Origin of the sequence: Streptomyces sp. NPDC052036 (genome assembly GCF_040680495.1) — a bacterium.
Classification (GTDB): Bacteria; Actinomycetota; Actinomycetes; order Streptomycetales; family Streptomycetaceae; genus Streptomyces.
Genome location: NZ_JBFAWW010000005.1, coordinates 1 through 23,052, shown reverse-complemented (window position 1 = coordinate 23,052; position 23,052 = coordinate 1). Strand labels below are relative to the sequence as shown.

Here is a 23,052-nt window from a genome sequence, read left to right as displayed (position 1 = left end):
CCCCCATGAGTCGTCCCCCCAGCTTTGTCCCGCCCCCCGGTGTCCGGGCCCACCGGCTCGCCACGGAGCGCGGCGAGTTCGCCGTGCTCACGGCGGACGCGGCGACCTCGCGGGTGAAGGGAACCGCCCTGCTGCTCCCCGGCTTCACCGGGAGCAAGGAGGACTTCATCGTCGTGCAGCCCCTGCTCGCGGCGGCCGGGTATCGGACGGTCGCCGTCGACGGGCGGGGTCAGTACGAGTCCCCCGGGCCCCGGGACGACGAGGCCCCGTACGCGCAGAGCGAGCTGGCCCAGGACGTGCTCGCGCAGGCGCGCGCCCTCGGTGCGCCGGTGCATCTCCTCGGACACTCCCTCGGCGGTCAGATCGCCAGGGCCGCCGTCATCCTGGACGCCTCTCCCTTCGTCTCGCTCACCCTCATGGCGTCCGGCCCCGCCGAGATCTCCGTCCCTCAGCAGCAGCGTGTGAAGCAGCTGCGGGAGGCCCTCGCCCTCCTGGACATGGCCCAGGTCTGGGATGCCGTCCAGGCCATGGACCCCCCTGGGGAGGCCGACGCCTCGGACATCGACGAGGGACTCGCCGACGGGGAGGACCTGCGCCGCCGCTGGCTCGGCAACAGCCCCGCCCAGCTCCTGGCGACGGGCCGGCAGCTGTGCGAGGAGCCCGACCGTGTGGCCGAGCTGGCCGCCGTCGGCCTGCCCGTGCACGTCCTGTCCGGCGATCGCGACGACACCTGGCCGATCCCTCTGCTGGACGACATGGCGGCCCGGCTGGGCGCCCGTCGCACGGTGGTGCCGCACGCGGAGCACTCCCCCAACACGGACCGGCCCGAACCGACGGCCGAGGCCCTCGCGGCCTTCTGGGACCGGCACGCATAACGGCCGGTTTCCGCCCGCGGACGCCCTCCGGGGGCCGACGTAGGTCAGTACTGCCCCTGCAAGTACTCCCAGAAGCCGTCCCGCAGCGAGCGCCGCAGGTCCGACTGGCCGCGCAGGGAGTACTGGAGCAGACCCTCCGCCTCCACCAGCAGATCCTGGTCGACGGAGCCCGGCAGATACGGGTGTCCGGGCAGCAGGTCCGCCAGTGACTCCCGGCCTCGCGCCGAGAGCCACTTCGCCGCGATCTGCGCGCCCACGAAGCGGACGTCCTCGCGCGTGGGACGGGCCGCGGAGGACGCCTCGTACGCCGCGGCCGTCCGCCGGGTCACGTACGGCTTGAAGAATTCGAGTTCGAGGGTGCGCTGGCTGTCGACCTCCCACAGCAGCGGCTCCGCCTGGTTGCGGCCTTCGGGGGCCTCGATCCCCCACAGGTGCACCCGCGCCCCGTACCCCTGCGCCGCCTCGACCGCCGACACCAGGTCCTCGTCGCCGCCGATGAGGGCCGCGTCGCTGATGGCCCGGTGCCGGGCCAGCGACTCCAGGTCGGTCCGGATCAGGGAGTCGACGCCCTTCTGCTGGTTGTTGGCGTTGAGGTTGCCGAGCCGCACCTTGACATCGGGGAGTTCGGCGATGGACTGCTGCTCCGCGGTGTGGATACGGCGTCGCGCGCCGTCGTACCAGTACACGCGCAGCAGTCGGCTGTCCGCGAAGATCGAGCGGGCCTTGTCGATGAGGGCCTCGATCAGCCCTTCGGCGTCGAGGTCGAAGGCCCGGCGGTCCTCGGTCCCGGCGACGAGCCGTCCCGCCGCCGCGTACAGATAGCCGGCGTCGACGAAGATCGCATGGGTCGAGGGCGTCTTCGCCACTTCGGCCAGCATGCGTTGGAGCAGCTCGTTGGTGCGGTCGATACGGGCGCCGAGCGCCGCCAGGTCGTCGTTCATATGCCTCCATTGTCCTGGCGGTCACGCTGCGAACACAACCGGTCCCGATCGGTGTCCCATGAATCCAGGCCCACCACCGCGACCTGCATCTTTCCACCGACCTACCGGTCAGTAATTAGCGACTCGAAAAATTTCCTTAGCGTAGGGAATGTTTGTAACACGCACCCCGTTGACTACATCAGGACGCGGGCAACGACGTCCCGCGCTCCGCACACCAGTAGTTCTCCTCAGGAGGATGACCAGACGAAGGGAGAAGCCCTATGCGCTTCGAAATCATGCGACTCGACGACGTCGACGGTACGCCCGTGGACACCACCGTCGTGGACGCCGCCTCCGTCAAGCAGATCGTTCAGCAAGCCGCCGCCATCGGGCAGCGACTGTGGATCCGCCCGGCCGACCCGACCGCCTCGTAAGCACACCTCACCACGGTCAGACTTCGAAGCCCCGTACGGAACGTCCGTACGGGGCTTCGCGCGTTCCGGGCCCCGCCCGGTCGCTCAGCTCGCGCGGATGACCTGGGTGATCCCATTGATGATCTGCTGCACGGCGATCGCGGAGAGCATCATGCCCGCGAGCCGGGTCACCAGGACCACGCCGCCGTCCTTGATCACCCGGATGATCAGCAGCGAGTAGCGCATGACCAGCCACAGCACGACGTGGATCGCCAGGATCGCCGCCCATACGGACACCTGGGTGCCCACGCTGTCGGCCCTCTGGACCGCCAGGATCACCGAGACGATCGCACCCGGGCCGGCCAGCAGCGGCATGCCGAGCGGCACGAGGGCGACATTGACGTCCTTGGTCTGCTTCGGCTCGTCCGTCTTGCCGGTGAGCAGATCGAGGGCGATGAGCAGGAGCAGCAGTCCGCCCGCGATCATCAGCGCGGGTACGGAGACATGGAGGTAGTTCAGGATCTGATGGCCGAGCACACCGAAGACGGCGATGACGCCGCCGGCCACGCAGACGGCCTGGAACGCCATCCGCTTCTGCACCTTGGCCGGACGGCCGGCGGTCAGCGCGAGGAAGATCGGGGTGATCCCGGGGGGATCCATGATCACGAAGAGAGTGAGGAACAGGGAGCCGAAGACGGCGACGTCGAACATGGGGGCCTTGCACAGAGGTTCGGAGCGGACGCGCGGCAAGGGACGGGCCACGGCCGCTGGGGGCGGTCGCCGCGCCGAGGGCGCGGCAGGGCGGGGCACGGCGGCGGACGCCGGGTGCCTCCGGGACAGAGGGGGGTGGAGGGAACTGCGGAGGGCTACAGCGGGCTGCGGAAGGGCTGGACGCCACGGCGTCCACCGGTCCCCGGGACCGGGAACGCCCCGGTGGCCCGGCGGGTGATCTCTCCGTACACCTCGGGATCGGTGGTGTACTCGCCGAGGAGGCAGGTCTTGCGGCTGCCGTGGTAGTCGGAGGAGCCCGTGGCGAGGAGTCCCAGCTCCTGCGCGAGGCCGCGCAGCCGCGCCCGGGTCGCCGGGTCGTGGTCCATGTGGTCGACCTCGATGCCGTCGAGCCCGGCGGCGGCGAGATCGGCGATGGCGGACTCCGGCACGGTCCGCCCCCGCTTCGAGGCGGCCGGGTGCGCGAAGACGGTGACTCCGCCCGCGGCCTTGACCAGCCGGATCGCCTCGAAGGGATCCGTCTCGTGCTTCTCGACGTACGCACGCCCGCCGTCGGCCAGCCACTCGGGCGTGAACGCGTCCGAGACGCTGTCCACCACACCCAGCTCGACCAGGGCGGAGGCGAGGTGCGGGCGCCCGACCGAGCCGTCGCCGGCGATCCGGGACACCTGCTCCCAGGTGATCGGCACGCCCAGCTCCCGGAGCCTGGCGATCATGGCCTGGGCCCGCGGGACGCGGTCGTCCCGGACCAGTTCGCGCTCGGCGAGCAGGCGGGGCTCCTCGGGGTCGAAGAGGTAGGCCAGCATGTGCATGCTGATGCCGTTCCACCGGCAGGAGAGTTCGGCGCCGGTGACGAGAGTGAGGCCCTCGGGCAGCGCCTCGATCGCCTCCGCGTGGCCGCGGGTGGTGTCGTGGTCGGTGAGCGCGATGACGTCCAGCCCCTCGGCGGCGGCGCGCAGCACCAGCTCGGCCGGGGTGTCCGTGCCGTCGGACGCGGTGGAGTGGGTGTGCAGATCGATGCGCACGACACGGACTCCAGGCGGTGACGGGACGGAAGGGGACGCTCAAGGATAACGGGATTTTCGGCGTCCCCGTCACACCCGCAGCCGGTCAGCGCCCCCTACGCGCACCACCCGGTTCTCACGGTTCGAGCAGGCGCGGTGACAGTGCCCCTATCGGCAGCAGGTCCACCTCTGCCCCCGCGTCGCGCAGATCGGTCAGCACCAGCTCGTCGTACATCAGCATGCCCGTCTGCTCGGGCCAGACCACCGCCCACAGCCACAGGCCGCGCGCCTCGCCCGCGAAGACCGCCCGGTCGTCGGGGGTGCCCGAGACATGCCACAACGGGGTGGGGCGTCCGGCGGCCAGCACCTTGGCCTGGGGCGGCTTCTCGACGTTCAGATAGGGGCCGGGATCGGGGCCGTCGACACCCGCGTAGCGCGCGCCGAGACCCACGCCCAGTTCCTCGGCGACGAGGATCAGCTCGCCCACGCCGCCGAGCGGCCCGGGACCCGAGCAGGCCACGGCGGTCGCACGGCCGCCGCTGCGGTCGTCACCTGCGTAGCCCACACCCGTGAACAGCCAGCCCACCGGCAGCGGCCACGGCATCCACACCGGCACCCGGGCACGGTGCACCACGACGCTGAGGGCCTCGACGCTGGGCGGGATCACGGGCTGCAGCGGATGCACGTGCCCGTGCACATCGCACTGCCAGGAATCGGCGAAGAGTCCGGGAGCCCTGACCCGGCCACCACACTTCGGGCAACTGGGTTCGCCCCTCATAGGCCCCCACGGTCCTCCCCGTCCCGCGCCGCGTCAAGGACGATCACCCGTCCGGCGTGTGCCCGCACGTCGCCCTTCACCGGCCCGGAGTAGATGCAGCTTGCATTTATTAGCCACCCTAACTTAATATGTGTATAAGCCAACTATCAGGCCGACCGTTGGCCCGGCACCGGGCCGGCCCGGCAGGCCGACCATCACCGAGGACTGCGAGGACACTCATGAGCAGCAGTACAGGAGCGCCCGCCGCCCCGGCGGCCGGGGCGGATCCGTTCGACGCGGGGGCCGGCGGCATTCTGCGCCAGCCCAAGGCCGTGTGGGCGACCGCGGGCGCGTCCGTCGTCGCCTTCATGGGCATCGGACTCGTCGACCCGATCCTGCCGTCCATCGCCAAGGGCCTTCAGGCGACGCCCAGCCAGGTATCCCTGCTCTTCACCTCGTACTTCCTGATCACCGCCGTCGCGATGCTGGTCACCGGCTTCGTCTCCAGCCGCATCGGCGGCCGCAGGACGCTGCTCCTCGGGCTCGCCTTCGTGGTGGTCTTCGCGGGCCTCGCGGGCACCTCGCACTCCGTGACCCAGCTCGTCGACTTCCGGGCCGGCTGGGGCCTCGGCAACGCGCTGTTCGTCTCCACGGCCCTCGCCGTCATCGTCGGCGCGGCGGCCGGCGGCAGCGCCGCGGCGATCCTGCTGTACGAGTCGGCCCTCGGCCTCGGCATGGCCTGCGGCCCCCTGCTGGGCGCCCTGCTCGGCAACATCAGCTGGCGCTACCCGTTCTTCGGCACGGCCACCCTGATGGCGATCGGCTTCCTGTGCATCACGGCGTTCCTGAAGGAGCAGCCCAGGCCGGCGCGGAAGACCTCACTGCTCGACCCGGTCAAGGCGCTCGGCCACGGCGGCCTCGCCTCCGCGGCGGTCTCCGCGTTCTTCTACAACTACACGTTCTTCACCGTGCTGGCCTTCACGCCCTTCGTACTGAACATGACGCCGTACAAGTCGGGTGCCGTGTTCTTCGCCTGGGGCCTGCTGCTCGCCGTCTTCTCGGTGATCGTGGCGCCGCGCATGCAGAAGCGCTTCGGCTCGCTGAAGGTGCTCGGCGGCTCCCTGGTGCTGCTGGCGGCCGACGTCGCCGTGCTCGGCTACGGCGACCACACCACCGCCGTCGTCTGCACCATCCTGTCCGGCGCCTTCATCGGCGTGAACAACACGGTCTACACCGAGCTGGCTCTCGGGGTCTCCGACGCTCCGCGCCCGGTGGCGAGCGCCGGCTACAACTTCGTGCGGTGGTTCGCCGCCGCGGCCGCCCCCTACCTCGCGCCGAAGATCGAGGAGTGGAGCGACATCCACCTGCCGTTCGTGATGGCGGCGGCCACCGCCCTCCTGGGCGCGCTCGTGGTCCTCGTACGACGGAACGCGCTCACACACGACATAGAGGAACTGGAGCCGCGCCACGCCACACAGGACAGCGTCAGCGTCTTCGCCGACTGACCCGCTGACCGGCTGACCGGCTGACCGGCTGACCGGCTGACCGGCTGACCGGCTGACCCAACTGGCTTTTCCCGGCCACCGGTTGGGTGAGCTTGCTCACTGTGGAGTCAGTCCAGAGGGACGGACCTGCGGGACGGATCCCGCAGGTCCGTCCCGTTCGTCAGCCAGCGCTCCTGAAGGGCCTGAGCGCCGTGCACCCGCTTCCAGGCGGCCTCGTTCGAGGTCATCGGCAGCAGCGGCAGGAACCGTACGGGGTCGAGGGGCGGATCCAGCTCCAGGTCCTCGACGAGACCGCCGGGCTCGGCGACCAGGACGGAGCTGAACGGGGCGCCCGGCCACAGCGGTTCACCGACGTCCAGCGACGCGCCGGGGGCCAGCACCACGCCCTCGACCTGCGGGGACGCGGCCAGGACAGCAAGGGGGCGGAGCACCTTGTCGGTGTCGGCGAGGCCGCCCCGGACGGACAGCACCAGCTCGGCCCGGGGGCCCTTGACGGGGTCCGCGAGCATCGCGGCGGGGTCCGTCATCGGCTGGGCGGACATCCCGAGAGTGGCGTAGCGCAGGACGGCGCCTTCCTTGGAGTCGTCCCGGAAACGCAGTACCTCGATGCGGTCCGTGCCGAGGAAGGTGACCGCCGCGCGGGCGTCCGGTTCGCCGAGCGCGGTGCGCAACCGGGCCTCGACCAGAGGAAGAACATCAACCATGCGGCGAGCATAGAACTCGTCAGTACCAGGCAAAGCAGCACCTTGACACTTCGGTCGGCTGATACTCTTGGCCGGTGGTCGGGCAGCCCGCAGAAGCGGTGCGATCGAGTCCCGACACCGTGAGACTCCCTTGCGGGAGATGGATCGTCCCTCACCAGGGACCGGCCGGAGGAGGTGGGGCTGGCATGGATCGAAGTCGACCGTGCAGTACCACCCGCTCTTCCGACCGCTGATGTAGCTGCTCTGGCCGGCTGCCACCTCTCCATTGCGCGCCACGTTTTCGTGCGGATCCCCGGGGGACCCGCCCGGGATCCCGCCGCGCACCGCGGAAGAGCACTTCGTTTCGTTTCACCTGATCTGTCTGATCTGAACCCGTAGCGAAGCCCAAGACCGCGACGGTGCGGTGCTCCCCGCTTTGTGGACGTGCCAAACCTCTCCTGTCGAAATGGCGGAGACGAATCGTCAGGACGTCCCCATTCCGGGCAGTTCCACCCGTCGCCGAGGCCTTCGTTGCCCGTTGCGAAGGAGCCTGCCATGTCCATGATCCGTGACTTGCGCGCCGCGGTCCGCCCGTCCCGCCCCGCACTGCGCAAGGAGACCGGCGCGTACGACACCACGCGGGACCCCGCAACGCCCTCCGCCGTCGTCGACTGCGCCGTCTACCGCGACGGGGTGCGGATGGAGTCGGCGAATCCGCTGACCCCGCACGAGGCGATGCGGCTGGTACGGCGCGACGGCGGCTTCGTGTGGATCGGCCTGCACGAGCCGACCGAAGCGGAATTCGCCGGAATCGCAAGCGAGTTCGGACTGCACCCGCTGGCCGTGGAGGACGCGGTGCAGGCGCACCAGCGCCCCAAGCTGGAGCGGTACGACGACTCCCTCTTCACCGTCTTCAAGACCATCCACTACGTCGAGCACGACCGGCTGACCGCCAACAGCGAGGTCGTCGAGACCGGTGAGGTCATGTGCTTCACCGGGCGGGACTTCTTCATCACCGTCCGGCACGGCGGGCAGGGCTCCCTGCGGCAGCTGCGGCGCAGACTGCAGGAGGATCCCGGGCTGCTGGCCAAGGGCCCCTCGGCCGTGCTGCACGCGATCGCCGACCATGTCGTCGACGGATACATCGCGGTGGCGGACGCGGTGCAGGACGACATCGACGACGTGGAGACGGAGGTGTTCTCGCCCGGCCGGAAGGGAACCCCCCGGGGCACCGACGCGAGCCGGATCTACCAGCTCAAGCGTGAGGTGCTGGAGTTCAAGCGGGCCGTGGCTCCGCTGCTGCGGCCCATGCAGCTGCTGAGCGAGCGGCCGATGCGGCTGATCGACCCCGACATCCAGAAGTACTTCCGCGACGTCGCCGACCACCTCGCCCGGGTGCAGGAACAGGTCCTCGGCTTCGACGAGCTGCTGAACTCGATCCTCCAGGCCAACCTCGCACAGGCGTCCGTCGCGCAGAACGAGGACATGCGCAAGATCACGGCGTGGGCCGCGATCATCGCCGTACCGACGATGGTCTGCGGTGTGTACGGCATGAACTTCAAGTACATGCCCGAGCTGCACTGGAAGTACGGCTACCCCGTGATCATGGGCATCACCGTGGCCATCTGTGTCGGCATCCACCGCACGCTGAAGCGGAACGGCTGGCTGTGAGGGGGCCGACCAGCGCCTTTGTCAGGACACCAGTGCCCCGACAGGCACACTAGGCTGAGCGCATGACAAGCGAGCTGCTCGAGAGGGCCCTCGTCGAGGAGGCCACCAAGAAGTCCGGGCTGATCTGGGTCCAGGCCGTGCCGTCCGACGGCGCGCACACCCAGCTCACGCCCGCGCGTGCGCTGTGGCATGTATGGCACGACGGCGCCGCGTGCGTGGTGGGCGACGGACCCGGCGAGCAGCCGCTGCCCGGCCTGACCGACGGGGGCGACGCGGTCGTCACGGTCCGCAGCAAGGACAAGGGCGGCCGGATCGTCACCTGGCCCGCGCGCGTGGTGGAGCCGGCCCCGGGATCGCCGGAGTGGGAGGCCACGGTCGCCGAGCTGAAGGGCAAGCGGCTGAACGCTCCCGACGGCGAGGAGATGCCCGAGCGCTGGCGCCGCGAGTGCCGGGTGCTGCGCCTGGAGCCGCGGGGCGCGACGCTCCCGCTGCCGTCCGACTCCCAGGCCGCTCCCCCGCCGCCGAGCCCCGCGGTGACCCGCCGTCCGATCCCGGCGGCCCTGCCGCGCCTGCTGCGGCGCAAGCGCCGCTGACCGTTCACCGGGCCGCATGAGCACGGCGGCTAGGAAGACGGCAACTGCTTCCCGTAGTCCACCGTCTCCTGCTTCGAGGGCGCCTGAAGCGCGAAGTCCTTCCCCCAGTCCGACAGGCGCAGCGTCCCCGCGTTGCCGGCCCGTACCAGGAGCAGCGGATAGGGGGCGCCCTCCAGGGAGACGTCCAGCGTGCCGCCGGAGCCCTTGTCGCCGGTGATACGGACCGTGCGGACACCGTTCTGCTCATGGTGGCCGTCCGTCGCGAGCGTGCCGTGCAGCGTCAGCAGCCCGTCGAGCAGCACGTCCTTGTCGGTGAACCCGCTGAAACGCTGGTAGGCCGGATCACCGGACGGCACCTTCACGTACTTCCCGTCGAGCTTGTTCGCGGCGGCCGTCGAGCCCGCGCCGTCCCCCTTGCCGCTCTCGTGGTTCCAGAACGCGGCGTCGGCCTTGAGGAACAGGTGCTCCCCCACTCGCAGCAGCCGGAACGTGCCGTTCTTCGAGGTGACCGATCCGGAGCCCCCGTCGCCCTTCAGCCGCATGTCCAGGGTGAATGTGGCGCCGTTGCTCACGACGGTCCCGGACAGCCGCAGCGCCGACGCGGACTTGGCCGCCGTACGCGTCCGGCTCTCGATCTTGTCGGCCGGCAGCTTCCCCACCCCGTTGGTCCCCGCGTCCGGGTCGCCGCCACTGCATCCCGCGAGCCCCGCGCCCGTCACGACCAGCGCGCACATCGCGCTCACCAGTGCGGCCCTGCGGGTACGACCCTGGGGGATTGCAGTCACGGGTGGGGCTGCCTCTCATGCGGAAGTCCTCGTCGGCCTACCGCAGAGTACCGGTGCCCGCGGGGCCTTCCGGAGTCAGTCCGTCCGCACCTCTCGCCAGGGCGTACGACAACAGGACGGACTAGCCTGAAGCCCAGCCGAACGGACGGAACGGCAGGAACAGGAGGCGGCGGGCATGGCGGCTGGCGCCTCTCGCATCTTCGTCTCGCACCTGGCCGACGTCGCCGTCTTCGACCCCAGCGGCGACCAGGTGGGCCGCGTGCGCGACCTCGTCTGCATGCTGCGCGTGGGCCGGCGCCCCCCGCGGCTGCTCGGGCTGGTCGTCGAACTGACCACCCGCCGCCGTATCTTCCTGCCCATGACCCGGGTGACCGGCATCGAGTCCGGCCAGGTCATCACCACCGGCGTCCTGAACGTGCGGCGCTTCGAGCAGCGGCCCACCGAGCGGCTGGTCTTCGGGGATCTGCTCGACCGGCGCGTCAGGCTCGTGGAGACCGACGAGGAGGTCACCGTCCTCGACCTCTCCGTGCAGCAGCTGCCGGCCCGCCGTGAGTGGGAGGTCGACCGGGTCTTCGTGCGCAAGGGGAAGGGCGGGGCGTTCCGGCGCAGCAAGGGCGAGACGCTCACGGTCGAGTGGTCCGCCGTCACCGGGTTCTCCCTGGAGGAGCACGGGCAGGGCGCCGAGAGCCTGCTGGCCACCTTCGAGCAGCTGCGGCCCGCCGACCTAGCCAATGTGCTGCACCATCTGTCCGCCAAACGCCGCGCCGAGGTCGCCGCGGCCCTCGACGACGACCGTCTCGCCGACGTCCTCGAACAGCTGCCCGAGGATGATCAGATCGAGATCCTCGGCAAGCTCCAGAAGGAGCGCGCCGCGGACGTCCTGGAGGCGATGGCCCCCGACGACGCCGCCGATCTGCTCGCCGAGCTGCCGGAGGACGAGAAGGAGCGGCTGCTGAGCCTGATGCAGCCCGACGACGCGGCCGACATGCGCCGTCTGATGGCGTACGAGGAGAAGACCGCGGGCGGCCTGATGACGACCGAGCCGATCGTGCTGCGGCCCGACGCGACCGTGGCCGACGCGCTCGCCCGGGTCCGCAATCCGGATCTGTCGCCCGCCCTGGCCGCCCAGGTGTACGTCTGCCGCCCGCCGGACGAGACGCCGACCGGCAAGTACCTGGGCACCGTGCACTTCCAGCGGCTGCTGCGCGACCCGCCGTACACCCTGGTCAGCGCCCTCGTCGAAGACACCCTCCAGTCCCTGTCGCCGGATGCCGCGCTCCCAATCGTCGCCGGGTTCTTCGCCACCTACGACATGGTCGCGGCGCCCGTGGTCGACGAGTCCGGCGCGCTGCTCGGCGTGGTGACCGTGGACGACGTACTGGACCACATGCTGCCCGAGGACTGGCGCGAGGCGGAGTTCGATCTGAGCGACGAAGAGGCCGCGCATGGCACCTGAGCGCGAGAAGACGCCCGCCGGCGCGACGGCCGCCCGCGCCCGCATCCGGCTCGACCAGCCGCAGCCCCGGCGCACCCGGGTGCTGCCGGAGTGGGACCCCGAGGCCTTCGGGCGCATGTCGGAGCGGATCGCCCGCTTCCTCGGGACCGGGCGGTTCATCGTCTGGATGACGGTCGTGATCGCCATCTGGCTGGTCTGGAACATCAGCGCCCCGCACTTCCTGCGCTTCGACCCGTACCCGTTCATCTTTCTGACCCTGATGCTGTCCCTGCAGGCCTCCTACGCGGCTCCGCTGATCCTGCTGGCGCAGAACCGCCAGGACGACCGCGACCGGGTCAACCTCGAACAGGACCGCAAGCAGAACGAGCGGTCGATCGCCGACACCGAGTATCTGACCCGGGAGGTGGCCGCGCTGCGCACCGGCCTCGGCGAGGTCGCCACCCGCGACTGGATGCGCTCCGAACTTCAGGACCTGATGAGGGAGCTGGAGGAGTACCGGCGTCCCGACGGGCACGGCGTATTCCCGGCGGAACGCGCGGGCGGACGTGATGTAGACGACCGCTGACGGGCCTTTCCGAGGGCCCGGCCGGGCGCCGTACCATCGTGGTTATGGCTACGGAAGACGCGGTGCGCGAGGCACTGGCGACGGTGAACGACCCCGAGATCCAGCGACCCATCACCGAACTGGGGATGGTCAAATCGGTGGAGATCGGCGCGGACGGAGCGGTCGCGGTCACCGTGTACCTGACGGTCTCCGGCTGCCCCATGCGCGACACGATCACCCAGCGCGTCACCGACGCGGTCTCCCGCGTCGACGGTGTCACCCGGGTCGACGTCACGCTCGACGTGATGAGCGACGAGCAGCGCCGTGAGCTGGCGACGGCGCTGCGCGGCGGCCAGGCCGAGCGCGAGGTCCCCTTCGCCAAGCCGGGCTCGCTCACCCGGGTGTACGCGGTGGCCTCCGGCAAGGGCGGCGTCGGCAAGTCCTCCGTGACGGTCAACCTGGCGGCGGCGATGGCGGCCGACGGACTGAAGGTCGGTGTCGTGGACGCCGACATCTACGGCCACAGCGTGCCGCGCATGCTGGGGGTGGACGGCCGTCCGACCCAGGTCGAGAACATGATCATGCCGCCCCAGGCGAACGGTGTGAAGGTCATCTCGATCGGCATGTTCACCCCGGGCAACGCACCGGTGGTCTGGCGTGGCCCGATGCTGCACCGCGCACTCCAGCAGTTCCTCGCGGACGTGTTCTGGGGCGACCTCGACGTGCTGCTGTTGGACCTCCCGCCGGGCACCGGCGACATCGCGATCTCGGTGGCGCAGCTGGTCCCGAACGCGGAGATCCTGGTGGTCACCACCCCACAGCAGGCGGCCGCCGAGGTGGCGGAGCGGGCGGGCTCCATCGCCGTGCAGACCCACCAGAAGATCGTGGGCGTGGTCGAGAACATGTCCGGGCTGCCCTGCCCGCACTGCGGCGAGATGGTGGACATCTTCGGCACGGGCGGCGGCCAGCTCGTCGCCGACGGCCTCACCCGCACCACGGGCACCACGGTCCCGGTGCTCGGCTCCATCCCGATCGACGTCCGGCTGCGCGAGGGCGGCGACGAGGGCAAGCCGGTGGTCCTCACGGACCCGGAGTCCTCGGCGGGTTCGGCCCTGCGCTCGATCGCGGGCAAGCTCGGGGGCCGGCAGCGCGGCCTGTCGGGCCTGTCGCTGGGGATCACCCCGAAGAACAAGTTCTAGGACGCCACGAGCACCGGCTCGGTCGGCTTGGCCGGCTCGGCCACGAGGAAGGGGGCGCCGTCACCGCGACGGCGCCCCCCTCCTCGTACACCCGGCTAAACGACGTAGGCCTGGATGTCCTTGATCATCGCGAAGCCCAGTCCGTAGGCGCTCATGCCCCGGCCGTACGCTCCCACGTGCACCCCGGCCTGTGTGGTCCCGGCGAGGACCCAGCCGAACTCGGACTCCCGATAGTGGAACGGCGTCGGCACACCGTCCACGGGCAGGGACAGGGTGGACCAGTCGGGACCGGTCAGGTCGTCCGCGAGCACCCACGCCGTCTCGGTCTGCTGCTCCAGCCAGTCGTCCCGCAGACCGTGATCCAGCTGGCCGGGCCAGGTGAACGACAGCAGGCCCACACCGGCCAGCCAGGCCGCGGACGAGACCGAGGTGGCCTCCAGCAGCCCGGTGCCGTCGGCGCTGCGCCGTACGGGGTTGGCGGCGACGGTCACCACGACCGCGAACCGCTCCTTGTCCTCGGTGGCCTCGTGCCGCACGGAGGGCTCGTCGCCGTGTCCGACCGACCCGTGTTCCACGGACCCGTCGGCGGCGGTGGCCACCTGCATCAGCCAGCGCGGGCCCGTGAAGGCCTCGTCGAGGCCGTACCACGGGAACGACGCCTGCTGGTAACCGTCGACCGTGCCCCGGGCGTAGGGGAGCCGCACTCCGCCCTCCGCGGCGGGCGCCTGCGCGCCCACCCGACTCGTCGTCTCCATCTGCCCGGACGCCTCCTCGCTCTCGTCGGACCCGAGCGGCCCGCCCCCCACGGGCGTCCTCGCTCCGAAAATCGGTCCGCACAACAACTGGGCAGCATAGCCACCGCGGTCCGAAGCACGGCGAAACGCCCGGCGCATACGGCCTCTTGGACGTCGCAATACGGCCGCACGCGCGCCGAAGGGCGTATGGCCTGCGTCACGTTCTGCGCATGTCTCCGCACGTCTTCGCGGACGGCCGACCGGCCGCCCGCGGATGTCGTGGAGGGCTCAGGTGGCGTCCGCGTCGAACGGCGGGCGCTCGTCGGGGCCCGGCTTCTCGGGCTTCTTCGTCATGTCGACGGCACCGCCGGCGGCCGAGGACGACGAACCGGACGGCGACTCGGACTCACGGCCCTGCACCGCGTCCGTGACCTCGGCCATCTCCTTCTTCAGGTCGAAGCCGTTGCGGATCTCCTTGAGCCCCAGGTCGTCGCTCTCCAGCTGCTTGCGGATGTACGTCTTGGGGTTGAGATCCTCGAACTCGAAGTCCTTGAACTCGGGACCCAGCTCGTTGCGGATGTCCTGCTTGGCGCTCTCCGAGAACTCCCGGATCTTCCGGATGGTGCGTGTGACGTCCTGGATCACCTTCGGGAGCTTCTCCGGACCGAAGACGAGCACGGCGAGGACAACGAGCGTCATCAGCTCGAGTGGTCCTATGTCATTGAACACCTGAAGCTCCTTGCGAGGTCCTCGGTCCGCGGCCCTCGGTGGTGGGGCGGGTCTTCCGTGGTCCGGGCCGAATCCACGGTACCCGGCGTTCCCGCCGGATCGGTACCGTCCCCGCCTTCTCGACCGCGTGTACACGTCGGGTTTTCCGGGATGTTTGCCTTGTGGAGCGGTTTTCGTCCCTGTTCCTGTGCGGCTGGGGTCAGTTGCCGCCCGCAGAACCGAGGACGAGCGTGATCCTGCGCTGCCCGCCGCCGCGGACCACGGTCAGCTCCAGGCGGTCGCCTGGGCGGTGCGCGCGGGTCCTGACGATCAGTTCCTCCCCGGAGTGGACGCGCGCCCCGTCGATCTGGGTGATCACATCGCCGGGCTTGACGCCGGCCCGGTCACCGGGGCCGCCCTCGGTGACCGCGGGGCCGCCGCCGGTGCCCTTGGCGGCGACGCGGGCGCCGTCCCCGGTGAAGTTCATGTCGAGCGTCACACCGATCACGGGGTGGCTGGCCCGTCCGGTGTTGATCAGTTCCTCGGCGACGCGCCGGGCCTGGTTCACAGGGATCGCGAAGCCGAGCCCGATGGACCCCGCGCGGCCGTTCTGGTCGGTGCTGTCGTCGGCCGAGCGGATCGCGGAGTTGATGCCGACGACCCGGCCCCGGGAGTCGAGGAGGGGGCCGCCGGAGTTGCCGGGGTTGATGGGGGCGTCGGTCTGCAGGGCGTCGACGTAGGACACATCGCTTGCGTCGCCCTTCTCGCCCCCGGCCGTGATGGGCCGTTCCTTGGCGCTGATGATCCCGGAGGTGACCGTGCCGGCGAGGTCGAAGGGCGCGCCGATGGCCACGACCGGATCGCCGATCTCGACGTTGTCGGAGTTGCCGAGGGGCAGGGGCGTCAGGCCCCGGACGCCGCTGACCTGGACGACGGCGAGGTCGTAGCCGGTGTCACGGCCGACGACGGTGGCCTTGGCGGTCTCGCCGCCGTTGAACGTCACCGATATCTCGCCGTTCGCTCCCGCGGGCTGGACGACGTGGTTGTTGGTGAGGATGTGACCGCGTGCGTCGAGGACGAACCCGGTGCCGGTGTCCTCGCTGCCGTCGCCCTTGACGTGCAGGGTGACGACGCCGGGCAACGCGCGGGCGGCGATCCCGGCGACGCTGTCCGGGGCGCGCCCCGCGGGTTCCTTCCCGGCCTGCGGCAGCCGGACGTCGCCCGCCAGGTCGCCGTCGCGTTCCAGGGCGGCGCCGACGACACCGCCGACTCCTCCGGAGACCAGCGCGATCACTACGGCCCCGAGGACGAGGCCTCTGCGCAGCCGCCTGCGCCGTGGCTGGGGAGCGGTGACGACGGGCCCGTGCTGCCGGAAGGGCTGGGGGGCCCAGGGATCGTAGTTCTGCCAGGGGGTGTATCCGGGCGAGGCCCCGACCGGGGCGGGGGACGCGGAGGCGGGGGTCTCGCTTCTGGGCGCGGTCGGGAGCGGGGCGCCCGGCGCCGGCGGGGTGTTGTGGGGCGGGGGCGTCCCGTTCGTGAGGGCAGAGGGTGCCGCTGCCGGGTGCTGGACCGGCGGGGCGGGGGCCCAGGGGCCCGGTGTGCCGTAGGGCGGGGTGTCGTAGGGGTCGGAGTCGGGGAAGGGCCGCAGGCGGCCGTCCGGGGCGGCGAGCTCGTCGCCGTGCGCCCGGGGCACCAAGCCGTCGCCTTCGGAGGGACCTTCCCGCTCGGCCGCCCCGGCGGCCACCGCCCCGGGACGCTCCAGCTCGAAGTCCCCCTCGGCTCCCCCGGGCAGCACGGTCGCGGGACGTTCCCACTCGACGTCGCCTTCGCCCCGGGTTCCGCCGGACGCCGCCGCCGGGTGCTCCAGCTCGAAGTCCCCCTCGGCACCGGCTCCCCAGGAGCCCACCGCCGCAGGGCGCTCCAATTCGAAGTCCCCGTCCGACGGCCCGCTTCCCGGCGTGTCCGGGAGCCCCTGGGCCCCCTCACCGTCCCGTACCTCGGGCGCCCGCTTCTCGGCGCCGCCCGCCGGGCCCGGCTTCCCCTCGCTCATGCTCCCCCCACACCCGGCCCCCACCACGACGGCGCCGCCGGTCGCCGCTGACACGTCGATGCCGCGCCCGGAACTCGTCCGCGGGCGCGGTTCACCACGGATTCAACCAGGTCCGCGGGCCGACGCGCAGTCGCTCGGGTCAGTGGGCGAGCGGCGGGGAGGCCGAGGGTGACGGGCCGGCGGACGTGGCCGGCACCGGAGCCATGAGCAGCCCGGGAGCCGTGACCCCCGGGGCCGCAGACCAGGAGGTCAGCGTGAGCGGCGCGGTCTCGGTGAGCGGGCGTATCAGCGGGGACATCGCGGCGGCTCCGGCCACCACGGGAGCCGTCAGGGCACCGATCTCCGAGGCGTCCCGCACGTCCGGGGAAGGACCCCCGGGCAGCAGCGGGGCCGACGCGCTCATGGAGGCGACGGGACCTTGGCTCAGCGCCCGCTGACCGATCAGCGGCCCTACGGCCCGGCGTCGGCCCGTGTCGGGCGTCGTGCCGCCGCCGCTGCCGGTGCCCGGTGAACGCATCGGGGTCACATTGCTTCCGGTGCCGGAACCGCGTGCCTCCGCGCTCGTGTCCGCCGGGACGCCCATCGACACCCCGCCGAGCGCGATCGCGGCCAGCGACACGGCGCCCGCGGCGGCGAAGGCGAACCGCCGCCCGCGTGAGGACGGGCGCTCGGTGTCCGGGCGTCCGACGTGATGGATACGGAAGCCCCGGTCCCCGGGGAACGTCCGGTCCTCTGAAGGGGCCGGCGCCGCGTGGGGTCCCGTCGGCACATAGCCGAAGGGCTCACCCCTCACTCCGAAGACGCCGGTCGCCGGGGGCAGCCCGACGGCCGACGGTGGTCTTCTGCCGAAATCACTCCCGCCGAGCGGCGTGCCACCGCCGTCGACGTCACCTCCCGCGGACAGGCCCTGCAGACGGGCCAGGAAGCTCTCGGAGGGCGGCGGCGGGGCCGCCTCCGCGAAGACGTTCTTCAGCCGGCGCTGGGCGTCGGCCTCGGCCTTGCACTTCGCGCAGGTGGCCAGATGCGCCAGCACCCGCTCGCGCGTCTCATGACCCAGCTCTCCGTCCACGAGGGCGGAGAGGCGGTCTCCCAGGTGCTGCTCTGCCGGTGTGGGGCGACGGGATCCACTCACGCGGTCGCGCCCCCTCCCCCCAGCGCGGGCACCCGGGCCATGAAGGTGCGCCGCTCGGCGCGGGCCTCGGGCGAGCGGTGCGCCAGGGCCTTGCGCAGCTGCGAACGACCGCGGTGGATACGGGACCGGACCGTGCCGAGCTTGACGCCCAGGGTCGCGGCGATCTCCTCGTAGGACAGTCCCTCGATGTCGCACAGGACGACGGCCGCGCGGAACTCGGGCGCGAGGGTGTCCAGGGCCTGCTGGACGTCCGCGTCGAAGTGCGCGTCGTTGAAGACCTGCTGCGGGGTGGGCTCCCGGCTGGCCAGCCGCTCGGCCGCGTCCTCGCTGAGCGCGTCGAAGCGGATGCGCTGCTTGCGGCGGACCATGTCCAGGAAGAGGTTCGTCGTGATGCGGTGCAGCCAGCCCTCGAACGTGCCGGGCGTGTAGGTCGACAGAGAGCGGAAGACCCGGACGAAGACCTCCTGGGTCAGGTCCTCGGCGTCGTGCTGGTTTCCGGTCAGGCGGTAGGCCAGCCGGTAGACCCGGCCGCTGTGCATGCTGACGATCTCCTCCCAGGTGGGCGGAGTCCACGCCTGCGAGTCCGCGTCGGTGGCGAAGGTCGCGGTCTGCGCGGTGTCTGCTGCGTGGTGCGTGTCAGCGATGTCGGTCACGGATTTCGGCTCACCCGCTGACCTGAGAAGGCGCCGAAGCACTCCTCCCCGATCCACAGGCGCAGCCGCACCTCCCCTGTCGGCTCTGGTGGTGTCCAGTGGAGCCCCTACCATAGCCACCTCGCCCGTTAGCTCCGGATAAGCGGTTTTACGAGAATTTGATGTGCGCTGATGCGGCTGCGTCAGCACTTGCTCGACGTCCAGGCCCACCGGTCGTCCCCCGTCCCTCCCCCGCTGCCTTTCCCACTCTTCCAAACGTCTGGTCCCATCTGCGGGTTCCCGGGGCCAACGGATACAGTCACGCCCAGGCAATCACGGGGACAGGAGAGGGCCATTACCGGCAACCGGCAGACGAGCTGGGCGTTCGCCGACGCCTATGTCGCCGAGGACGAAGCGCTGCGCTGGGCCCGTGACCGGGCCCGCGACGCAGGGCTGCGCTCGGTGTCGCCCGGCACGGGCGCCGCGTTGCGGTTGCTCGCCGCCACCGTGGACGCGAAGGCGGTGGCGGAGATCGGTACCGGATGCGGTGTCTCCGGGATTCATCTGCTGCACGGCATGCGGCCGGACGGCGTACTGACCACGGTGGACCCGGAGCCGGAGCACCAGCAGTTCGCCCGCCAGGCGTTCCGCGCCTGCGGCTTCGCCAGCAACCGGGCCCGGTTCATCCCCGGCCGCGCCCTGGACGTGCTGCCCCGGCTCGCGGACGCCGGTTACGACCTCGTCTTCTGCGACGGCGACCGGCTGGAGTTGCTCGACTACCTCGCTGAATCGTTGCGCCTGCTGCGGCCCGGCGGACTCGTCGTCTTCGAGGGTGCCTTCGCCCAAGGCCGCACGGTGGACTCGGGACCGCAGCCCACCGAGGTACTGCGGCTGCGGGAACTGCTGCGCACGGTCCGCGAGAGCCCGGAGCTGGTGCCGTCACTGCTCCCGGTGGGCGACGGACTGCTGTGCGCGGTCAAGCGCTGAGCGGGACGAACAGGCCCCGGGGCACGCCGAGGGCGAGCCGGGCCTAAAAGCAGACCCCGGCACCGCGTACGATGCCGGGGAAGCCGAGAGTTCGGGGTCGCTTGCGCCTCAGCCGACGACCTTCTTGAGGGCGTCGCCGAGCGCGTCGGCCTCGTCAGGGGTCAGCTCGACGACGAGCCGACCGCCGCCTTCGAGCGGAACGCGCATGACGATGCCCCGCCCCTCCTTGGTCACCTCGAGCGGGCCGTCGCCCGTCCGCGGCTTCATGGCCGCCATGCTCGTTCCCCTTCCTGAAACCAGCTCATCGTCAGCCGACAGCCCTGAGAAGGGCACGCGACCCCTCGGGGGACACGCGACACCGGCATCGAACACATTGCTTCCAAGCCATTATCCCGCATCTCAGGACCCGATGACCAACATCAGTCGGCATCGCTTGAGCAACACGCCCGACCAAAACCACTCAATTCGGCGATGCGGCTGTGATACTGCGCCACCGCACGGAGATCTGCCGGCCGGAGGCGGGCCGGCATTATTTGACGCAGGTCACACGTCCGGTCCGGGCCGTGGCCGGTGATCTCCGCCATGCTGTCCCTCGGACACAGGACGTACCGACCGGTACGACGGACCGTGACACCGGAGGACCACCATGGCCGACACCGTGCTCTACGAGGTGAGCGACGGACTCGCGACGATCACGCTGAACCGTCCCGAGGCGATGAACGCGATGAACATCGAAGCCAAGGTCGCCCTGCGGGACGCGGCACAGGAAGCGGCGGCCGACGGGGCCGTACGGGCGATCCTGCTCACCGCGGCCGGGGAGCGGGCGTTCTGCGTGGGCCAGGACCTCAAGGAGCACATCGGTCTGCTCCAGACGCAGGACGCGGGCTCCGACTCCGGGGTGATGAGCACCGTGCACGAGCACTACAACCCCATCGTGCGGGCGCTCACGGGAGCGGCGAAGCCGGTGGTCGCGGCCGTGAACGGGGTCGCGGCCGGGGCGGGCTTCGGATTCGCGCTCGCCGCGGACTACCGCATCGTCGCGGACACGGCGGCCTTCAACACCTCTTTCGCGGGCGTCGCGCTCACCGCGGACTCCGGGATCTCCTGGACCCTGCCGCGGGTCGTCGGCCCCTCCCGCGCCGCTGACCTGCTGCTCTTCCCGCGCAGCATCAGCGCCCAGCAGGCGTTCGAGTGGGGCGTCGCGAACCGGCTGGTCCCGCAGTCCGAGCTGCGCGCCGAGGCGGAGAAGACCGCGCGGCAGCTGGCCGAGGGGCCGACGCTGGCGTACGCCGCGCTGAAGGAGTCTCTCGCCTACGGGCTCTCCCACTCCCTGGACGAGACCCTGGAGAAGGAGGACGAACTCCAGACGCGCGCGGGGGCCTCTCAGGATCACAGGATCGCGGTGCAGGCGTTCGTGAACAAGGAGAAGCCCGTCTATCGGGGCCGCTGAGGCCGTCCGGCCCGCGCGCGGGCCCGCAACCCCGCGACCGACAAGCGCCGACACGGATACGGACTGTGCGCGTCGGTCGCGGTCAACTGCTCCGGGCGGCGCAGTCCGTCAGATGGTCGTCGACCAGGCCGCACGCCTGCATCAGCGCGTACGCCGTCGTCGGGCCGACGAAGCGGATACCGCGCTTGCGCAGCTCCTTGGACAGGGCCGTCGACTCGGCGGTGACCGCCGGGACGTCGGCGAGGGTCCGGGGAGCGGGGCGGGAGGCCGGGTCGGGGGCGTACGACCAGATCAGCTCGTCCAGCTCGCCCGGGGCCCACTCGGCGAGCAGCCGCGCGTTGGCGAGCGTCGCCTCGATCTTGGCGCGATTACGGATGATGCCGGTGTCGGCGAGCAGGCGCTCCTGGTCGGCCTCGGTGAACGCGGCCACCTTGACGATCCTGAAGTCGGCGAAGGCGGCCCGGAAGCCCTCCCGGCGCCGCAGGATCGTGATCCACGACAGGCCCGACTGGAAGGCTTCGAGGCTCAGCCGCTCGTACAGCGCGTCGTCGCCGTGGACCGGGCGGCCCCACTCCTCGTCGTGGTAGGCCACGTACTCCTCGGCGGACAGGGCCCAGGGGCAGCGCAGCACACCGTCGGGCCCGGCCTCGGCCGCGCGGCTCACTGCGGGTCTCCCTCGGCCGGCCGGTCGTGGCCGTGTCCGGCCGCGCGGGCCCCGGCGAGCGCGGACTCCAGGTCGGCGATGCGGGCGTCCCGCTCGGCGATCTCGGCGCCGAGCCGGCCGAGCGCGTCGTCCACCTCCGCCATGCGGTACCCGCGGACGGCGAGCGGGAGGCGCAGGGCGTCCACGTCCGCGCGGCTCACCGGGCGGTCCGGCGGCAGCGGGTCGTCGAACCGGTCGGGCTCCGCCTCGGGCAGAGAGGTGCTCTCGCCGCCGCCCACCACGGCGAGTGTCACCGCGGCGACCACGACGGCGAGCGCGACGACCAGGAACAAGAACATGAGCATCACTGAGGTCCCCACGCTCGGTGCCGGCGCCGAGTGCGCCGGGAACGGAAGTGCAGCTGTCGAATGTCTCCGGGTCCGATCGTGCCATGCGACGCTGACAATTAGGGTCGCAGGCGGCCGAGGAACAGGACGCACCGGGAGAGGTCACAGCGGATGCTCAGGCTGGGCAAGCGGGAATTCGGCGCACACGAGCCGGTGATCATGGCGATCGTGAACCGGACCCCGGACTCCTTCTACGACCAGGGGGCCACGTTCCGCGACGAACCCGCCCTCGCGCGCGTGGAACAGGCCGTGGCGGAAGGCGCCGCGATCATCGACATCGGCGGGGTCAAGGCCGGGCCGGGCGCGGAGGTCACGGCCGAGGAGGAGGCCCGGCGCACGGTCGGCTTCGTCGCCGAGGTGCGGCGCCGCTTCCCCGAGGTGGTGATCAGCGTGGACACCTGGCGGCACGAGGTCGCCGAGGCGGTGTGCGAGGCGGGCGCGGATCTGCTGAACGACGCCTGGGGCGGGGTGGATCCCCGGCTCGCGGAGGTCGCTGCCCGCCACCGGGTGGGACTGGTGTGCACGCACGCGGGGGGTGCACAGCCGCGGACCCGTCCGCACCGGGTGACGTACGAGGACGTCATGGCGGACATCCTGAAGGTGACGCTGGGGCTCGCGGAGCGGGCGGTGGCGCTGGGGGTGCCCCGGGAGTCGGTGCTGATCGATCCGGGGCACGACTTCGGGAAGAACACCCGGCACAGCCTGGAGGCGACGCGCCGGCTGGACGAGATGGTCGCCACGGGCTGGCCGGTGCTGGTGTCGCTTTCCAACAAGGACTTCGTGGGCGAGACCCTGGACCGGCCGGTGAAGGAACGCGTCCTGGGCACTCTGGCGACCACGGCGGTGTCCGCGTGGCTGGGTGCGCAGGTGTACCGGGTGCACGAGGTGGCGGAGACCCGGCAGGTGCTGGACATGGTGGCGTCGATCGCCGGACACCGCCCGCCCGCGGTGGCACGACGCGGGCTGGCCTGACCGCCCCGACCGCCGGTGCGGCACCCCGTCACGGGCGCCGCACCGCGCAGGACGGGGCCCCTAGGGCGTGTTTCGAAAGTCCCGTCTGGCCCGCGACTCCCCCAGCCCGGCGGCTGGGAGGTGCCCCCAGGCACGGCACCTCGCCGCGTTGTCGGGGCCGTCCGCGTACGCCCAGTACGCGGACGACCCTCCGCCTTGCGATG

At 71.4% G+C, this 23,052-nt stretch carries 25 protein-coding genes; 11 read left to right on the top strand and 14 right to left on the bottom strand.

Annotated features, from left to right (window positions below):
- Window positions 1-5 precede the first annotated feature (5 nt).
- Window positions 6-875, top strand: coding sequence for an alpha/beta hydrolase (locus AB0L95_RS09970; protein ID WP_365159725.1), 870 nt, complete (start codon window positions 6-8; stop codon window positions 873-875).
- Window positions 876-919: 44 nt separating this feature from the next.
- On the opposite strand, the gene AB0L95_RS09965 is transcribed toward AB0L95_RS09970, so the two are convergent.
- Window positions 920-1,816 (bottom strand): NYN domain-containing protein, encoded by an 897-nt coding sequence (locus tag AB0L95_RS09965; RefSeq protein WP_365159722.1) that lies wholly within the window; start codon window positions 1,814-1,816, stop codon window positions 920-922.
- 260 nt (window positions 1,817-2,076) lie between these two features.
- Between AB0L95_RS09965 and AB0L95_RS09960 the strand changes: the two genes are divergently transcribed.
- Window positions 2,077-2,229, top strand: a complete 153-nt coding sequence (locus AB0L95_RS09960) for a hypothetical protein (protein WP_311693028.1) — start codon at window positions 2,077-2,079, stop codon at window positions 2,227-2,229.
- Between the two features lie 84 nt (window positions 2,230-2,313).
- On the opposite strand, the gene AB0L95_RS09955 is transcribed toward AB0L95_RS09960, so the two are convergent.
- The 3 genes from AB0L95_RS09955 to AB0L95_RS09945 form a co-directional block, all read right to left on the bottom strand.
- Window positions 2,314-2,919 (bottom strand): MarC family protein, encoded by a 606-nt coding sequence (locus AB0L95_RS09955; protein ID WP_365159719.1) that lies wholly within the window; start codon window positions 2,917-2,919, stop codon window positions 2,314-2,316.
- Window positions 2,920-3,074: 155 nt separating this feature from the next.
- Entirely contained in the window at window positions 3,075-3,962 is an 888-nt protein-coding gene (locus tag AB0L95_RS09950; protein WP_365159716.1) for a PHP domain-containing protein, read from the bottom strand.
- A 115-nt stretch (window positions 3,963-4,077) separates the two neighbouring features.
- Complete coding sequence (locus tag AB0L95_RS09945; protein WP_365159714.1) at window positions 4,078-4,719, bottom strand: DUF6758 family protein; 642 nt, start codon at window positions 4,717-4,719, stop codon at window positions 4,078-4,080.
- Window positions 4,720-4,937: 218 nt separating this feature from the next.
- Between AB0L95_RS09945 and AB0L95_RS09940 the strand changes: the two genes are divergently transcribed.
- Window positions 4,938-6,203 (top strand): MFS transporter, encoded by a 1,266-nt coding sequence (locus tag AB0L95_RS09940; RefSeq protein WP_365159711.1) that lies wholly within the window; start codon window positions 4,938-4,940, stop codon window positions 6,201-6,203.
- 107 nt (window positions 6,204-6,310) lie between these two features.
- Here AB0L95_RS09940 and AB0L95_RS09935 read toward each other — a convergent pair whose 3' ends face one another.
- A complete protein-coding gene (locus tag AB0L95_RS09935) occupies window positions 6,311-6,907 on the bottom strand; it encodes a suppressor of fused domain protein (RefSeq protein WP_365159708.1) in 597 nt (198 codons plus the stop codon).
- Window positions 6,908-7,441: 534 nt separating this feature from the next.
- Here AB0L95_RS09935 and AB0L95_RS09930 point away from each other — a divergent pair.
- Window positions 7,442-8,557: a magnesium and cobalt transport protein CorA gene (locus tag AB0L95_RS09930; RefSeq protein ID WP_365159705.1), complete on the top strand. Its 1,116-nt coding sequence runs from the start codon at window positions 7,442-7,444 to the stop codon at window positions 8,555-8,557.
- Between the two features lie 62 nt (window positions 8,558-8,619).
- Window positions 8,620-9,150, top strand: coding sequence for a hypothetical protein (locus AB0L95_RS09925; RefSeq protein WP_365159703.1), 531 nt, complete (start codon window positions 8,620-8,622; stop codon window positions 9,148-9,150).
- 29 nt (window positions 9,151-9,179) lie between these two features.
- Here AB0L95_RS09925 and AB0L95_RS09920 read toward each other — a convergent pair whose 3' ends face one another.
- Complete coding sequence (locus AB0L95_RS09920; RefSeq protein WP_365159700.1) at window positions 9,180-9,935, bottom strand: hypothetical protein; 756 nt, start codon at window positions 9,933-9,935, stop codon at window positions 9,180-9,182.
- Between the two features lie 175 nt (window positions 9,936-10,110).
- Here AB0L95_RS09920 and AB0L95_RS09915 point away from each other — a divergent pair, with 175 nt between their 5' ends.
- The 3 genes from AB0L95_RS09915 to AB0L95_RS09905 are packed head-to-tail and all read left to right on the top strand — an operon-like array spanning window position 10,111 to window position 13,134.
- Window positions 10,111-11,391, top strand: coding sequence for a CBS domain-containing protein (locus AB0L95_RS09915; RefSeq protein WP_365159697.1), 1,281 nt, complete (start codon window positions 10,111-10,113; stop codon window positions 11,389-11,391).
- The gene (locus AB0L95_RS09910) at window positions 11,381-11,956 is read left to right on the top strand and encodes a DUF1003 domain-containing protein (protein WP_365159694.1); all 576 of its coding nucleotides are present in this window, start codon (window positions 11,381-11,383) and stop codon (window positions 11,954-11,956) included. The genes AB0L95_RS09915 and AB0L95_RS09910 overlap by 11 nt, the downstream gene beginning before the upstream one ends.
- A 44-nt stretch (window positions 11,957-12,000) precedes the next feature.
- Entirely contained in the window at window positions 12,001-13,134 is a 1,134-nt protein-coding gene (locus tag AB0L95_RS09905; protein WP_365159691.1) for an Mrp/NBP35 family ATP-binding protein, read from the top strand.
- 95 nt (window positions 13,135-13,229) lie between these two features.
- On the opposite strand, the gene AB0L95_RS09900 is transcribed toward AB0L95_RS09905, so the two are convergent.
- The 5 genes from AB0L95_RS09900 to sigE all read right to left on the bottom strand — a co-directional run bounded on the left by AB0L95_RS09900 (window position 13,230) and on the right by sigE (window position 18,525).
- A complete protein-coding gene (locus AB0L95_RS09900; RefSeq protein WP_365159688.1) occupies window positions 13,230-13,889 on the bottom strand; it encodes a hypothetical protein in 660 nt (219 codons plus the stop codon).
- A gap of 267 nt (window positions 13,890-14,156) precedes the next feature.
- Window positions 14,157-14,597, bottom strand: a complete 441-nt coding sequence (locus AB0L95_RS09895) for a sec-independent translocase (RefSeq protein WP_365159685.1) — start codon at window positions 14,595-14,597, stop codon at window positions 14,157-14,159.
- 199 nt (window positions 14,598-14,796) lie between these two features.
- Complete coding sequence (locus AB0L95_RS09890) at window positions 14,797-16,626, bottom strand: trypsin-like peptidase domain-containing protein (RefSeq protein ID WP_365159682.1); 1,830 nt, start codon at window positions 16,624-16,626, stop codon at window positions 14,797-14,799.
- A 139-nt stretch (window positions 16,627-16,765) separates the two neighbouring features.
- Window positions 16,766-17,758 carry a zf-HC2 domain-containing protein gene (locus tag AB0L95_RS09885; protein ID WP_365159679.1) on the bottom strand — a complete coding sequence of 331 codons (993 nt, stop codon included), beginning with the start codon at window positions 17,756-17,758 and terminating at the stop codon, window positions 16,766-16,768.
- A complete protein-coding gene (gene sigE, locus AB0L95_RS09880) occupies window positions 17,755-18,525 on the bottom strand; it encodes an RNA polymerase sigma factor SigE (RefSeq protein ID WP_365159676.1) in 771 nt (256 codons plus the stop codon). The genes AB0L95_RS09885 and sigE overlap by 4 nt, the downstream gene beginning before the upstream one ends.
- Window positions 18,526-18,678: 153 nt before the next feature.
- On the opposite strand from sigE, the gene AB0L95_RS09875 reads away from it, so the two are divergent.
- Window positions 18,679-19,377, top strand: a complete 699-nt coding sequence (locus AB0L95_RS09875) for an O-methyltransferase (protein WP_365160381.1) — start codon at window positions 18,679-18,681, stop codon at window positions 19,375-19,377.
- A gap of 108 nt (window positions 19,378-19,485) precedes the next feature.
- Here the strand turns inward: AB0L95_RS09875 and AB0L95_RS09870 are convergent, their stop codons facing one another.
- A complete protein-coding gene (locus AB0L95_RS09870) occupies window positions 19,486-19,653 on the bottom strand; it encodes a DUF3117 domain-containing protein (RefSeq protein WP_003966491.1) in 168 nt (55 codons plus the stop codon).
- 370 nt (window positions 19,654-20,023) lie between these two features.
- Here AB0L95_RS09870 and AB0L95_RS09865 point away from each other — a divergent pair, with 370 nt between their 5' ends.
- Window positions 20,024-20,827 carry an enoyl-CoA hydratase-related protein gene (locus tag AB0L95_RS09865; RefSeq protein WP_365159674.1) on the top strand — a complete coding sequence of 268 codons (804 nt, stop codon included), beginning with the start codon at window positions 20,024-20,026 and terminating at the stop codon, window positions 20,825-20,827.
- An 82-nt stretch (window positions 20,828-20,909) separates the two neighbouring features.
- Here the strand turns inward: AB0L95_RS09865 and AB0L95_RS09860 are convergent, their stop codons facing one another.
- The gene (locus tag AB0L95_RS09860; protein ID WP_365159672.1) at window positions 20,910-21,491 is read right to left on the bottom strand and encodes a DNA-3-methyladenine glycosylase I; all 582 of its coding nucleotides are present in this window, start codon (window positions 21,489-21,491) and stop codon (window positions 20,910-20,912) included.
- Window positions 21,488-21,835 carry a DivIVA domain-containing protein gene (locus AB0L95_RS09855; RefSeq protein ID WP_365159669.1) on the bottom strand — a complete coding sequence of 116 codons (348 nt, stop codon included), beginning with the start codon at window positions 21,833-21,835 and terminating at the stop codon, window positions 21,488-21,490. The genes AB0L95_RS09860 and AB0L95_RS09855 overlap by 4 nt, the downstream gene beginning before the upstream one ends.
- A 153-nt stretch (window positions 21,836-21,988) precedes the next feature.
- Between AB0L95_RS09855 and folP the strand changes: the two genes are divergently transcribed.
- Window positions 21,989-22,849 carry a dihydropteroate synthase gene (gene folP, locus AB0L95_RS09850; RefSeq protein ID WP_365159666.1) on the top strand — a complete coding sequence of 287 codons (861 nt, stop codon included), beginning with the start codon at window positions 21,989-21,991 and terminating at the stop codon, window positions 22,847-22,849.
- Window positions 22,850-23,052 lie beyond the last annotated feature (203 nt).